Origin of the sequence: Gardnerella sp. Marseille-Q9185, from assembly GCF_046508745.1 — a bacterium.
GTDB lineage: Bacteria > Actinomycetota > Actinomycetes > Actinomycetales > Bifidobacteriaceae > Bifidobacterium > Bifidobacterium greenwoodii.
Window position 1 is genome coordinate 1 of record NZ_JBKFWK010000005.1, and the last position, 13,090, is coordinate 13,090.

Annotated in this window: 13 protein-coding genes; 7 read left to right on the forward strand and 6 right to left on the reverse strand. The window is 40.3% G+C overall.

Translation table 11 applies throughout. The features are described 5' to 3' along the window. Both ACLD5M_RS04900 and ACLD5M_RS04905 read right to left on the reverse strand, forming a co-directional pair. Positions 1-1,118 (reverse strand): histidine kinase (locus tag ACLD5M_RS04900; protein WP_410314709.1); only part of this gene is annotated, 1,118 nt, incomplete at its 3' end. After that, complete coding sequence (locus ACLD5M_RS04905; RefSeq protein ID WP_004137067.1) at positions 1,115-1,786, reverse strand: response regulator transcription factor; 672 nt, start codon at positions 1,784-1,786, stop codon at positions 1,115-1,117. The genes ACLD5M_RS04900 and ACLD5M_RS04905, both read right to left, overlap by 4 nt. 476 nt (positions 1,787-2,262) lie before the next feature. On the opposite strand from ACLD5M_RS04905, the gene ACLD5M_RS04910 reads away from it, so the two are divergent. Genes ACLD5M_RS04910 through ACLD5M_RS04925 form a run of 4 tightly spaced genes read left to right on the forward strand, consistent with a single transcriptional unit; the run spans position 2,263 to position 5,619 of the window. Further along, positions 2,263-3,165 (forward strand): efflux RND transporter periplasmic adaptor subunit, encoded by a 903-nt coding sequence (locus ACLD5M_RS04910; protein WP_410314710.1) that lies wholly within the window; start codon positions 2,263-2,265, stop codon positions 3,163-3,165. Next, entirely contained in the window at positions 3,162-3,872 is a 711-nt protein-coding gene (locus ACLD5M_RS04915; RefSeq protein WP_410314711.1) for an ABC transporter ATP-binding protein, read from the forward strand. The genes ACLD5M_RS04910 and ACLD5M_RS04915 overlap by 4 nt, the downstream gene beginning before the upstream one ends. Further along, positions 3,856-5,067: an ABC transporter permease gene (locus ACLD5M_RS04920; RefSeq protein ID WP_410314712.1), complete on the forward strand. Its 1,212-nt coding sequence runs from the start codon at positions 3,856-3,858 to the stop codon at positions 5,065-5,067. The genes ACLD5M_RS04915 and ACLD5M_RS04920 overlap by 17 nt, the downstream gene beginning before the upstream one ends. Positions 5,068-5,094: 27 nt before the next feature. Beyond that, on the forward strand, positions 5,095-5,619 hold the full coding sequence (locus ACLD5M_RS04925) for a hypothetical protein (protein ID WP_410314713.1): 525 nt from the start codon (positions 5,095-5,097) through the stop codon (positions 5,617-5,619). Positions 5,620-5,663: 44 nt separating this feature from the next. Here ACLD5M_RS04925 and ACLD5M_RS04930 read toward each other — a convergent pair whose 3' ends face one another. Both ACLD5M_RS04930 and ACLD5M_RS04935 read right to left on the reverse strand, forming a co-directional pair. Then, complete coding sequence (locus ACLD5M_RS04930) at positions 5,664-6,926, reverse strand: MFS transporter (RefSeq protein WP_410314714.1); 1,263 nt, start codon at positions 6,924-6,926, stop codon at positions 5,664-5,666. A gap of 137 nt (positions 6,927-7,063) precedes the next feature. After that, on the reverse strand, positions 7,064-8,590 hold the full coding sequence (locus tag ACLD5M_RS04935; protein WP_308582945.1) for an aminotransferase class I/II-fold pyridoxal phosphate-dependent enzyme: 1,527 nt from the start codon (positions 8,588-8,590) through the stop codon (positions 7,064-7,066). A 299-nt stretch (positions 8,591-8,889) separates the two neighbouring features. Between ACLD5M_RS04935 and ACLD5M_RS04940 the strand changes: the two genes are divergently transcribed. Next, complete coding sequence (locus ACLD5M_RS04940; protein WP_080550914.1) at positions 8,890-9,147, forward strand: hypothetical protein; 258 nt, start codon at positions 8,890-8,892, stop codon at positions 9,145-9,147. Between the two features lie 32 nt (positions 9,148-9,179). Here the strand turns inward: ACLD5M_RS04940 and ACLD5M_RS04945 are convergent, their stop codons facing one another. Together ACLD5M_RS04945 and ACLD5M_RS04950 are read right to left on the reverse strand one after the other, a co-directional pair. Then, complete coding sequence (locus ACLD5M_RS04945) at positions 9,180-9,962, reverse strand: nitroreductase family protein (protein ID WP_410314715.1); 783 nt, start codon at positions 9,960-9,962, stop codon at positions 9,180-9,182. Positions 9,963-10,029: 67 nt separating this feature from the next. Next, positions 10,030-10,485, reverse strand: coding sequence for a DUF4235 domain-containing protein (locus tag ACLD5M_RS04950; protein ID WP_410314716.1), 456 nt, complete (start codon positions 10,483-10,485; stop codon positions 10,030-10,032). 172 nt (positions 10,486-10,657) lie between these two features. Here ACLD5M_RS04950 and ACLD5M_RS04955 point away from each other — a divergent pair, with 172 nt between their 5' ends. Together ACLD5M_RS04955 and ACLD5M_RS04960 are read left to right on the forward strand one after the other, a co-directional pair. Beyond that, positions 10,658-11,368 carry a histidine phosphatase family protein gene (locus ACLD5M_RS04955; protein WP_410314717.1) on the forward strand — a complete coding sequence of 237 codons (711 nt, stop codon included), beginning with the start codon at positions 10,658-10,660 and terminating at the stop codon, positions 11,366-11,368. A gap of 189 nt (positions 11,369-11,557) precedes the next feature. Next, entirely contained in the window at positions 11,558-12,973 is a 1,416-nt protein-coding gene (locus ACLD5M_RS04960; protein ID WP_410314718.1) for an ABC transporter substrate-binding protein, read from the forward strand. Positions 12,974-13,090 lie beyond the last annotated feature (117 nt).

Consider the following 13,090-nt stretch of genomic DNA (forward strand, 5'->3'; position numbering starts at 1 on the left):
GGTATAACTGCATTACATTCCCAATACTTACCAAAGGCTCGAAAATAGAGTGAACCGCCTAAATGCTTTATGGTATCGCGATGAAGCAGAAGTCCTTTTTGAGATACTGAACGAATTGCATCTTTACTTTTCCTGTCCAAAAATCGAACATTGAACTGTTTTATAACAATTTGTTTTTTACGTATCGAAATTCTGATGTAATAAACTAAAGAAGCATATTTTCGCATGTTCAAATATAGTTCTTCGATTAATTCAATAACTTCACAGATGATTTCATCGTTAATATTTTCAGGAATATCGTTACTAGATATATTGCATATGGATCTTCCTTTTAATCCACAAGATGTATTGATTGAGTCGTTCATTTGTAGTGTATCTTCAATGTGCTGAATAAACTCGCTTCGAGCATCTTGCTTAGCAGTATTTCCACGTAGAATGTCGATAATATTATGACCTTCTTCAAAAGCCTGATCTGCCAAATCATTTATTGCCTCAATAGCACTTCGCTGTTTTTTAGAAATAGACTTGTCAAGTAATGCTATTTTACTTTGTAGTGCAATATCTGCAATCTTATTAGTTAATCTATCGTGCATTCGCACAGCCAGATGAAGATTATTAATTGTTTGCTTATCTTTTTCATAAAGAACCATTTTTTGGTGAGAAATGCGCAAAATAATACCAGTGCAAACGCAAAATATATTTATTAAAAGGTAAGCAATAAGATACTTGAAAGACAAAGTTGATAAGTATCGGTATGCAACGTAGTGTAATGCATCTATTACTAAGAATAAAGGTAGTGTAAATTGAATCGGATATAAATACGAAATAAAAACAAATGATATGATGAGCCCGAAAGTTACTGGTGGAAGATTCAGACTAGGAATAACAAGAATGCTGAGGTGTACAAAAATATAGCACATGCTCATAAAATGCGGGAGCAAGCAAAGAAACAAATTTATAGCAGCAAGAATCATGTAAACTATGACAAGTTGTATTGTGCTATTGTCGCTATTTGAGTAAATATATGCATCCATTGCGCTCGACAAACATCCCAATAGTAAAAATGTTTTATTGTCAATAATCTTTTCTCGCAAACGACGCATTAAGAAAATAATCATTGTGTATCATTTCCTAAATATTCATCATGCAGCCATGTGGTAATAAGTTGTGAACGATTTGTCACATTCAATTTTTTGAACACGCGACGAAGGATAGTTTCCACAGTACAAGTTTCAACAAATAAACGTTTAGCGATTTGCGCATTAGTCATTCCTTTACTGCACAACTTTACAATTTCAGTCTCATGATCCGTTAAAGCAAGGCGTCCATTTTTTGGCTTATTTTGCAAACGTTGAAATGCTGTCGTCGTGTCGTCAAAATGAAAATCGCCTATTATTTGTGGCTTGAACGTGCCATGGGCAATACTGCTAAGCATGGCGCAAATAGTTTCTGGGTGGTTCTTTCCAACAATGCCTTGCGCGCCTGCTGTTGATGCTTTTAAAGCATAATCGTTGATAGGGAATGAAGTTATAGCAATTATTATTGGGAGTGAGTATCTTCTTCGCAATTCGTATAATATTTTAATTCCCGAAACCCCAGACATATACATGTCAATTAGCAGCACGTCTGGGCATTGATTTTGACAAAACTGAATTGCTTGATCGGCGTGCGCGGATAACCAGCAAATATTGCAGGACGGAACAACCTGTTCAATATATGTTTTTAGGCCGTGTAGACAAAAACAATCATCATCAACAATGCCAACAGTAATACGCTTTGCTATCATACTGCTCCTTTAGAAAAGCATTATTTAAGTAATAATAATACTTGAATTTGTATGATGAATATCTTGTCTAGGAAAACCTTTACAAAGCAGATTGTATAAAGGTAGTTGCTTGGAGCTTACGGGGGTTACTCCGCAGCGAATAAGTTCGCTTAAAGCTTAGTGATTTAATCACAATGTGGTTGAGGCTATGCGCAAGTAAGTCGCTCGGTAGTGTATAAACTCTATGCAAAATAAATCATTCTCTGGTATTATGCAAGCTCCAAAAATCATAAATAAAATCATCATTTAGTGTGATGCAAACTCTTTACGGCGATTATAAGCTATTAACCAAAAGCTGAAATTCTAAATAAAGTGGTAATCATAAAAGCGTTAATTGCAGCATTACCGAGCCCTTTATTTATTTTGGATCAGTTTGAGAGGCTTGTTTCGACGCATCCTATGCGTTTACGAGTTTGGAGAGTAAGGAGCTTTGTGTTATGCGTAAGTTTACGAAAGTATTCTTGTTCGCTGCTCTGCCAGTGTGTTTGCTTACTGCGTGCTCTGGTAGAGCAGTTGATAATAGTCAGCAGCAGGCATCACATGATTCAGTTCCACTTGTTTCAGTCAAAAAACAGCCTTTAACACAAGTTGTGTCGGGTAAAGCAGCAATAGAACAATCGTCTACCTTTGTTATCACTGCTGTAAGTAGAGGGAATTTTTCTCCATCGGTAAAAGCAGGAAGTGTTGTAAAAGCTGGAAGTGTTCTAGGCTACAATGCTGGTAACAAAATTATTGCTCCCGTAGACGCTAAAGTTGTGTCAGTAGCTGAATCATCTGCGGACGTGCCTAAATCTTTCCCGCTATTCACTCTTAAATATGAAGGTTTTTCAATAAGCCTTAATGCAAAAGCTTTACTTCGTTCTTCGGATATTACAGATGTTAAAGGTCGCTTCCAAGTTGAAGACGGTGTTGGACCAACCAATTGTTTGCAAATAGTACAAAGCGGTGGAACTTCTACCGATGTTGCAGCTTCGGGTAGTGGCAAGAATGATAATGCTGATTCAACTCAAACAGATGAGTCGAGTGCGCAAAGTGCACCTAGTGTATCGTCAAAAGTTTTAACGTGTTTAATAGATAAAAGCGCAGAAGTAGAATCAGGCCAAAATGCGACGCTTGTTTTTAATGGCAAGCATAAACAATCGGTTTTAACTCTGCCTGTTAGTGCGGTTGCTGGAAGAGTTCAAAAAGGCTTAGTCTCATACAAGAAAGGCGATAATTGGGAGAGTAAAGAAGTTGGTCTTGGAATCAGTGACGGCGCTAATATTGAAATTACGTCTGGTTTGCATGAGGGTGATGTTGTAGCAGGTGTTTCTCCTGATCTCATTCCAGGAGTGCAATGATTATGGGAAACAATCCTGTTCCACTGGTTGAACTACAAGACGTGTCAGCGCGTGTAAAACTAGGCAATGGCGAATGGCTTACCACTGTCAACTCTACGTCTATGTTACTTAATCAAGGTGAAACATACGCGGTAGTTGGCAGGTCTGGTTCCGGCAAAACGAGTCTTATTTCTATTATTGGATTTTTGAATAAAAATTTTACTGGAAAATACTATTATTCTGGCAAGTCAATCCAAAAGTGTAGTGATAATACAGTATCGCATATGCGCGCTCGAAATATTGGTTTTGTTTTTCAAAACTATTCGCTTATTAAGCATTTAAGCATTAGAGAAAATGTTGAGTTGCCGCTTTTGTATGCAGGTCTACAACAAAGCAAGCAGACAAGAAGAAAAACGATAGAAGAAGCATTATGTGCTGTTGGATTGCAAGATAAACTAAATGAATACCCTGGAAGTCTATCAGGCGGTGAACAGCAGAGAGTCGCGATTGCGCGTGCTCTCGTTACTAATCCCGAATTACTTATTTGCGATGAGCCAACTGGTGCGCTCGATAGTAGTACGGGAGAAAAAGTGCTTCAAGTGTTGCATGATCGTGTTCAAGAATCTGGAACAACATTACTATTAGTCACTCATGATATGAAAGTGGCTCGTTCTTGCTCTCACATTTTTACTATGGAAGGCGGTGTTCTTTATGATCATGCTGCTTAAAGATTTGCGCCTGTCTCCTATGAGATCCTTCCTTACAGGTTTTTCAATGTTTATAGGCATCATTGCCGTTATTGCGTCAGTGCTTATTGGCACGGTTGGTAAGGGCTATCTTATTGCAACTAACGAGCAGCTAAACGGTCGTAGACCAACATACGAGATTACTTTTTCAGCACAAAATTTTGACGAATATTCAGTATTTGACAAATTCTTAAATCGCATTGAATCCGCAAACCGTAATGCTAACGTTATGCTACAACCAAACACTGGACTACTGTTTAGCGCTTCTATGCCAGCTTTGAAGAGTGTAAAAATAAGCGAAGAATATAAGACTGGCAATCTTCAATATGTTGATGCTGTTTACACTACGGCAGGATACAACAGAGTTTATAACTTACCTATTGTAAGTGGAAGATGGTTTAGTAATAGCAATAAAAGCAACGCATTAGAAATGGTAGTAAACCAATCTGCTAGCAAAAGATACAAGATTGGTGAAGTAGCGTTTATTACTTCTCGCAAAACAACACAAATGAGTCCTATAAGGATTGTTGGAGTTGTGAATGATGGCGTAGACTCGGCAAAAATATATGTGAATATTCTAGGCTTGTTACGTTATGCTCCAACTCTTTGGGAATATTCTGGAAAAGAAGCTCAGGGTTCAATCTACTGGTTAAATAAAGAAAATCGTTCTCAAAAATCAATTAAATCTTATGTTTCAGATACTCTTTATGACTGTTGTGGTGGGCAAGTAAACGAAATTAGAAGACATGATAATAGTGATGATTACGAGAATGTGATAATAGTATTGCAATTAAGTTTTGCTATCGTAGCAGCATTATTGCTTTTTGTTTCCGCGTTAGGTTTAATCAATATTGGTTTAGCATCGTTGGAGCAGCGCACGCATGAACTGCTTATACGCAGAGCTTTGGGTGCTACTAGATGGTCGATTGCTTCACTCGTGTTAGGCAGTGCGATTATTTTAGCGCTGATAGTTTCGATTGCTGCTGTTGCTGTTTCTTTTGGTCTTGTGTCTATAGCATCAAGTTTTTGGGATGCAGCAAGCCCAGTTAGTCCGCCAGTTTACCCATATGAAGCCGCTATTGGAGCTGTTATTGCGGCTTTTATCACAGCACTTGCTGGAAGTGTGGTGCCGGCAATAAAAGCATCGCGTTTACAACCAGCATTAGCATTGCGTTAATTTTCAAAAAATAAGAAAGAAGGAATAATGAATAATCATACTATTGGTAAAGCAACTCTTATTGTTGGTGTGCTTAGTGCGCTTCTTATGCTTAATGCGTGTGGAGGAATAGGCAACAATAATGCGAGTGGTGTGGATGGTGCGCGCTCGCAAAATAGTTCGTCTAGAGAGACTGTTGATTTTGCTCATATAGAGAAGGAGTATCAGGAATCTGTGGCAAAGCTTAGTTGGCCTGAAAAATATAAAGCTCCTGCAAACTTGGTTGGAGAAGAAAAAGACAGCCAGTTCCAGAGTGGATATGGTGATACGCAAGCATCTAATTATTATCAGTGTGCTTGGGAACGGCAATGGTTAGACACGTATGCTAGTGATGAGCAAGCGGCAAGTAAAGCTTTGCATGAGCTCGAAAAAGTGCCTAGCATGCCGTTTATGGGTCCAGACCGTTGTGATGATGCAACGCGAAACTTTTTCAAAGAGCATATGCGTAAAGCAAAACTAGGAGATCCGTCAGGATTCCAACAGGATGTGCAAACTAATTGTCCTGTGATGTAATTGCATTTGCATAGCTTTATTGTGCTTTCGCACTAAATAGCTTGTTATATGATTCTTTTTACCCATGCTGATGGTGTCCAATAATCTTTGGTAAGCATTGATGGGTATGTTTGTTTACGAGCTTGAATAATCCATAAGGCTATACCTGTTGAAACAAGTATTACGCCAGAAGCAATCATTATGAATAATGATGAATTTAGATTTCCCCATGCTAGTACGCTTGCATACCCTACGATAATGCCGCATTGCTCCATAATAGAAGTAAAAGTAGTAGTTGCGCCGAGAATGTGTGTTGGTATGCCATCGAGAAGAGCTGTTTGCCCATAGACAATAGTGGCGTCAAAAATAATACCTGCAATGAAAGCAGAGCAAAGAAAAAGAGCAATCCAATTATTAAGTGCGAAAATAAGTAAAGGAATAGAAAGGAACCCAGGTAATAAAATAGAGTATAAAATCTCATAATGTAGCACAATATATTTGCATAATAGCGAACCTACAATCATGCCAATGTTAAATATGCTGACTATTGACCCCCACGTGGATGCCGAATGAAAAAGTGTGAGACAATGGTGTGCTCCCATTAGTCTGAATGCAGCAAGCCATGATCCAGATTGTAATGCTGATACTACTCCTAAGACTATTAACCATGGTGTAGATTTCATATAGTGTAGAGAAGCTGCAAAACCAGCAGTTTTATTGCTTCCTGTCTTCGTATTGTTTGAGCTATTTTGTGCTTGCTGGTTTAGATTAACTAACAGTAGAGGTAGCGCCGCTAGTATCATCACAATAGCAATGCTCGTAAAGAAAATGAGCGGATTACATATATCAACAAATATGCCAGTAATCGCAGGTGCAGCAAGCCTGCTGAGATTAATCCACATACGCATGCTTGCCAAAAACTTGGTTTTTTCGCCAGTTGGTGCGCTATATGCCATTAATACTTTTTGATTAGGCGAAGAAAATGCAGTAAAGAACCCGAATATTATGCCGAGTAGTGTAACCGTAATAGCAATAAGATTATGCTGTGCTACTAAAGCGAAACCGTATCCAGTACACAACAAGGCAAAACAAAACGTTAGAGCTATAAACAATCTAGTTGGTGGATATTTATCTGCAATAATGCCGCCAAGCGGTGCTGCTACGCAGGTCATAAGTGCTACGGACACTGCGTTAAGCGCTGCGTGAGATAAGTCGACATGTATTAAAAGATATAGACTTACGCCAAATCTACAGCTCGTTAAAAGAAAAGCATTAAGCGATAAAACGGATATAATCAAACCCGATCGTACTCGTGCTACAGCGCTCATTGCTTACTCTTCTTACTTTTCTTTCTTTCATATTAAGAATGATATGTGTCTTTTGATATGTACACCTTTATTTACACCTTTTTATGGACTGTGAGCGAAATGAGTGTTTTGTTGCAGTTTATAGGCAGGGGTTGCGGCTACTGGCGATAGTAGGAGAGGAAGCTAGAGAGTTTGCTCATTGCGTCGCGGAGTGTTTGCAAGCGCGGCAAGTAGACTACGCGGAAGTAGCCTGGAGTCTGCCAATTAAAGCCTTTTCCATGCACAATCAGCAACTTTTGATCGCGAAGCAAATCAAGCGCAAACTGTTCGTCGTCGTGAATGTTGTAGCGAGCAGGATCAAGCTTTACAAACATGTAGAAAGCAGCGTCTGGCCGCTCAACGCTTACGCCGTCCATCTCCTGAAGCGCGTTATAGCAATACTCGCGCTGCTCGTACACGCGCCCACCCGGCTCCAAATACTTTTCAACGCTCTGGTATCCGCCCAAAGCAGTCTGAATAATCGATTGCGCAGGAACGTTCGAGCACAAACGCATATTAGACAGCATGTTAAGTCCCATAATGTAGTCGCGAGCCTTGGATTTATCTCCCGAAAGGCTCATCCAACCAATGCGGAAGCCAGCAATCATATGCGACTTAGAAAGTCCGCTAAAAGTTACGCAGAACACGTCTGGAGCAAGAGAAGCAATCGAAATATGCTTCTTGCCGTCCATAACAAGACGGTCGTAAATCTCGTCCGCAAAAATAATCAGATTAAACTCGCGCGCAATCTTAACAATCTCTTCCAAAACTTCGCGACTATACAGCACGCCCGTAGGATTATTTGGGTTAATAATCACGATTGCTTTAGTGCGAGGCGTGATTTTAGAGCGAATGTCGGCAATATCCGGGTACCAATGCGACTTTTCGTCACACATGTAGTGCACAGGAGTGCCGCCGGCCAAGCTCGCGCACGCAGTCCACAACGGATAATCTGGGCTTGGTATAAGAATCTCGTCGCCGCAATCAAGCAGCGCTTGCATAGAAAGGTTAATCAGCTCGGAAACACCGTTGCCAGTGTAAATATCTTCCATTTGCACGCCTGGAATGCCCTTGAGCTGGTCGTATTGCATAATTGCTTTGCGCGCAGAGAAAAGTCCGCGACTATCCGAGTAGCCTTCGCAGTCAATAAGCTGCTGCTGCATGTCGTAAATTACCTCGTCTGGAGCGCGGAAGCCAAAAGGCGCAGGATTTCCAATGTTGAGCTTTAAAATATGCGTTCCATTTGCTTCCATGCGGTTTGCTTCTTCAACAACAGGACCGCGAACGTCGTAAAGCACGTGTTCGAGTTTTGTGGATTTGTTGAAGTTTCTATGTTTGAGTGTTTGTGAAAGTTCAGCTTCTGTAAGCTGTGGATGATTTAATTGTGATTCTTCTGCAGACTGGCAGTTTTGCTCGATTTTTGCACAAGAATGACCGCCTTTGATTCCGTCGCCGCTGATTCCAAGAATTTCAGCAAGCATGTTACGTACGTCTTTGCGAGGCTCAGTTTTGCCGCTTAAATACTGGCTTAACTGGCTTTTGCCAAGTTTATGGCCGTTTTTTGATGCAAGCTCGATTACGTCAATCTGCTTGTATCCCTTGCGTTTCATAGCTTTCTTAAGCTCGTCAGCAAAATTCTGTGCCATAATCTGTCTTTCTCGTAAAACCAGCATTTATAAATTGAACAAGTTCACAATAAAGTTCAAAATATAAGTATTAAATTGAATTATTTGCCCAATAATAGTAGCTGAAATTGTTTTTGTATAGTAATTTTTCAAAAAATGACGAAAAATAGTAGAAAAATTGAACTAAAGTATAAGAAATTGAATTTATTTTGAACTTTCGTGAATGTGTTTTGTGGCTTAAGTTTAGGAATAATGCGTGATTTACGCTATTGCGTACGTCTTGTATAAGCTCTGTTAAGCGGTTTGATACCATAAAGGCTATGTATTTCTTTACTCCGAGGCGCTGCGAATCTACCCAAAAAATCATGTATAAGAATAAAGGGCAGGCTCTTATGGCAGCGGAGCAAAGTTTACGAGAGCGCGGAACACAGTTGTGGGTTTATGCTTGCGAATATTGCGGATGCTGGCATTTGACGCATAAGAATCCGGTAGATCGCATGTATTCCGATATGCGCTCGCCGTCTGCAAGTACGAAGCCTAAATCTAGAAAGCGTGGATACAAGCCAAGACGGCGCTAAGTTAAAGTGGTGCTAAGTTAAGGCGGAGCTAATTACGCAACGTTAAAACCTTGCCTTGCAACTTGCTCAACATCCTCTGCCTCATGCTTTTTAGCGCTATTATCAGTTGCTAACGCAACAATTTGCGCACTAAAAGCATCAACTGGTCGGCTAGCGTTTCGCAAATCGTAATATTGATGCACGCGATTGTCGAAATCAGCAAGATTTTCTAATAATTCAGCGTCGTCAGCAGGGTAAGTGTTTTCAAAAATCTGCATGTTAGTGCTCATTCGCGGCTTTAATTCCGGATTTTGCGCAGGCTTACCAATTGCCAAGCCGAGCACAGGGTACGTGTATTCAGGCAAATTCAAAATATCAATAAGCTGAGTTCTACTGTTCAAAATTGAACCAAGAATTACGCAACCAAGTCCCAAAGATTCCGCGGCAGTTTCCATGGCATGAAGGGCTAAAATAACGTCATTTTGTGCTTGAGTAAAGCGGTAACGAGTTTTAAGCATGAAGTCGTCGCTGCTGGCGTCGATGCCATTTTTTTGCGCGATTGCAGCGTTTCTGTGTTGGTCGATAATAAAAACGTACAACAGCGGAGCAGTGGCAATATATGTTTGATTGCCGATTTCGGAAAGCTTCTGCTTAATTGAGTTATCCGTAATTTTAATCGCTGACCAGTCGTTCAAAAACTGGCTGCAAGCGGCTCGCTGGGCTACGGTTTCAAGAGTTGCGACTGTATCTTCGTCAATTGCTTCGTTGCAAAAAGCGCGAATAGAGCGGCGGTTTAGTAAAGTATCAATAGTTTCGTTATGGCGTAAGTTTTGCACGTTGCTTTTATCCCTTATCTTATTTTTCTTTTTCTTATTTCTGCATTCTCAGTTCATTTGTTCAAAATCAGAATTTATTTTTTCTAAATTGGCGCTTTCTTTGCCTTCGCGCAATATAAGATAAGGTTCCGCTGCTTACTAAGCGACCAACAATCGTAGTAAGAATCGCAGAAAATACTGCAAAACCAATAGACATTAGCAACGGCTCTTCTTGCTTAACACGTTGCTTTTGCGCAATTTTTTCTTTAGAAAGATTGTTAGAACGATTATTAGAGTTTAAATTGATTTTCTTAGTATCAACATGTTTTTTCCATATTACGTGCGCAATTTGCCCGGCAATAAACGTTGCAAAAGACGGAAGCGCGGCTTTAAGCAACGAATCTCCTAAAGTATTTGGGTTTTTTAATCGGCGCTCGCGAAGCACATCAATCTTATGATTTGCTGCATTAAGTCGCTGTACTGTAGCTTGAGCTGCGCGATGATTGCGAGCGAATTTATTATTTGCCGATGATAATTGCGTCATATTTTCTATGTTAGTGGTAACGAAATACCAATTTTGGCGGTAACATAGAACAGTAATCTTGATTTGCAGCAGTGTGGATGCATTTTGAGAATTGTTTACGTAAAAATAAGTCGTGCTGTGCGGCGCCCGGCGCGATAGAAGGGTACTTGGCGCGCTAAAGGAATGTGAAGCTATGCAAACTAATGGCACTCAAGAATCGAATGATGAAAAGTGTGAAGAACTTGGACGTTTAGTGCTGCTTCGTCACGGCCAAACAGCTTGGAGTGTGTCCGGTCAACACACTGGGCGCACAGATTTGCCGCTTACTGAAGTTGGTGTTGAACAAGCAAAAGAAGCTGGGGAGCGTTTGCGTAAGGAATTTCCGAAAGGTTTTAATACAGATTGTGTGCTTGTTAGCCCGCTTCGTCGCGCGCAGCAAACAGCTCAGGGCGCTGGATATTCTCCATATACTTTGTGTGAAGGGGTTGTTGAGTGGGATTATGGGGCAGCAGAAGGTCGCACGCGCGCTGATATTGCTGAATTAAGTGGAGTTGAGGCTTGGGATGTGTGGAAGCACGGCCCTAAAGCACTTCCTGCGCATATGATTACTGATGCTAAAGAAACTTTGCCAAATGGCGAAAATGTTTCAGTGCACCGTACGTCTGGTGAAACTTTGCAAGAAGTTGCAGAGCGCACGCAAAGCGTTATTGATGCTGCAATGCCTAAACTTAAGCAGGGTAAAAATGTGCTTGTGGTTGCGCATGCTCATGTTTTGCGCATACTAACTACTCGCTGGCTTGGAGTAAATCCTGAATTTGCGCGACTTCTTCGTATGGATACTGCGCATTATTCTGTTTTGGGCGAGTACAAAGGCGACAATGTGATTGTGCATTGGAATTGCTGAAATACAGTTTAGAATTTCAGATATTTTCAGATATTTTATTGCGATTTGCGCAAATTTTTTTTTGCAAAGATATTTATATATTTGAGTCTCGCGTTTGCTGTAATATTAGCTCACTATTGTGATTTATTCAGTATTCAATAGCAGTAATTAGTTAGTTCGTAAGAGATTAGCAGTGTGTGGAAAGGTTCGATGATGAGTCGTTCAGTTAAGTCGATTATTGCGCTAGTGGTTTGCGCTGTTTTGGCGGCTTGCGCGTTTACTGCTTTTGGTTTTTCTAAGTCTTTTGGCGCAAATACCGATAGGTCTGCTAATGGGAAGGTTATTTTCTTCAATTTGAAGCCTGAAGCTACTGCTGCATGGGAAGAAGTTGCTAGAAAGTACAAGGATGAAACTGGTGTTACAGTAAGCATAGTTACACCAACTGGTGGTCAGTATGAAAAGAGACTTAAAACTGAAGTAGAGAAAAATGCAAATAAGCCAGATGACATGCCTACGTTATTCCAGATTAACGGTCCTGTTGGCTACGCTAACTGGAAGGATTACACTGCTGATTTAACTAATTCTCCTCTTTATACGCAACTTAGCAATAAAAATCTTGCTTTTATGGATAACGGTAAGCCGGTTGCTGTGCCATATGTTACTGAAAATTACGGCTTGATTTACAACAAGGCTTTGCTTGCTAGGTATGCGGATCTTAAAGATGCAAAGTTGAAGCCGGAAGAAGACGGAAAATCTTTTGAAGATCAAATAACTTCTTTCGGTAAGTTGAAGGCTGTTGCAGACGATTTGCAAAAGCGCAAGGATGAGCTTGGGATTGACGGTGCTTTTGCGTCTGCAGGTTTTGATTTGAGCTCAGACTGGCGTTTTAAGACGCATCTTGCAAATATGCCTTTGTATTATCAATTCGTTAAGAATAACGTTAATGGTCAGCCTCAGTCAATTAATTACGACTATGTTGATAATTTCAGGAAGATTTTTGACCTTTATATTTCTGATTCCACAACTCCTGTAAGTCAGTTAAGCACTAAAACTGGTGAGGATGCTGTTTATGAGTTTGCTCTTGGTAAAGCTGTGTTCTACCAGAATGGTACTTGGGCTTGGGGTGATCTTTCAAAAGCTGGCATAAAGCCTGCCGATGTTGGCATGCTCCCAATTTACATTGGTGCTAGGGGCGAAGAGAAGCAAGGCATGGCTACCGGTTCTGAAAACTATTGGTGCATTAATAAAAAGGCTTCAAAAAAGAATCAGCAGGCTACTAATGCCTTCCTTAGTTGGTTACTTACTTCAAATTATGGTAAGGATGCTTTAGCTAATAAGATGGGTTTTGCTACTCCTTTCATAGGTTTCCCTAAAGCAGAAAATCCTCTTGTTCAGGCCGCTGTTGAGTACACTGCTAAGCCAGGCAAAGTGCCTGTTAAGTGGGTGTTTCTTACTATGCCATCTAACGGTTGGAAAGACGATGTTGGCTCTGATCTGCTTACATACGCTCAAGCGACAAAAGACGGTATGACTTCTATTGGCGCTGAAAAGGCGTGGGATACTCTTAAATCCGCGTTTGTTAACGGCTGGGCTAAGGAATATAAGATTGCTCATGGGCGTAGTTAGCTTAATTAAATAATTTGTTTTGAACTATAATCCTCAAGGGGTTGCGCAATCGTTTACTAAATTGTTGCGTAATCCCTTTAATTATTTTCAAAAATACCTGCCAATTTCATTAAAGAT

Excerpts from the sequence above, each read along its gene's own strand:
- ACLD5M_RS04920 (WP_410314712.1), top strand. The coding sequence starts at position 3,856 with ATGATCATGCTGCTTAAAGATTTGCGCCTGTCTCCTATGAGATCCTTC.
- ACLD5M_RS04960 (WP_410314718.1), top strand. The coding sequence starts at position 11,558 with ATGATGAGTCGTTCAGTTAAGTCGATTATTGCGCTAGTGGTTTGCGCT.
- ACLD5M_RS04905 (WP_004137067.1), bottom strand. The coding sequence starts at position 1,786 with ATGATAGCAAAGCGTATTACTGTTGGCATTGTTGATGATGATTGTTTT.
- ACLD5M_RS04935 (WP_308582945.1), bottom strand. The coding sequence starts at position 8,590 with ATGGCACAGAATTTTGCTGACGAGCTTAAGAAAGCTATGAAACGCAAG.
- ACLD5M_RS04940 (WP_080550914.1), top strand. The coding sequence starts at position 8,890 with ATGTATTTCTTTACTCCGAGGCGCTGCGAATCTACCCAAAAAATCATG.
- ACLD5M_RS04950 (WP_410314716.1), bottom strand. The coding sequence starts at position 10,485 with ATGACGCAATTATCATCGGCAAATAATAAATTCGCTCGCAATCATCGC.
- ACLD5M_RS04910 (WP_410314710.1), top strand. The coding sequence starts at position 2,263 with ATGCGTAAGTTTACGAAAGTATTCTTGTTCGCTGCTCTGCCAGTGTGT.
- ACLD5M_RS04930 (WP_410314714.1), bottom strand. The coding sequence starts at position 6,926 with ATGAGCGCTGTAGCACGAGTACGATCGGGTTTGATTATATCCGTTTTA.
- ACLD5M_RS04955 (WP_410314717.1), top strand. The coding sequence starts at position 10,658 with ATGCAAACTAATGGCACTCAAGAATCGAATGATGAAAAGTGTGAAGAA.
- ACLD5M_RS04915 (WP_410314711.1), top strand. The coding sequence starts at position 3,162 with ATGATTATGGGAAACAATCCTGTTCCACTGGTTGAACTACAAGACGTG.
- ACLD5M_RS04925 (WP_410314713.1), top strand. The coding sequence starts at position 5,095 with ATGAATAATCATACTATTGGTAAAGCAACTCTTATTGTTGGTGTGCTT.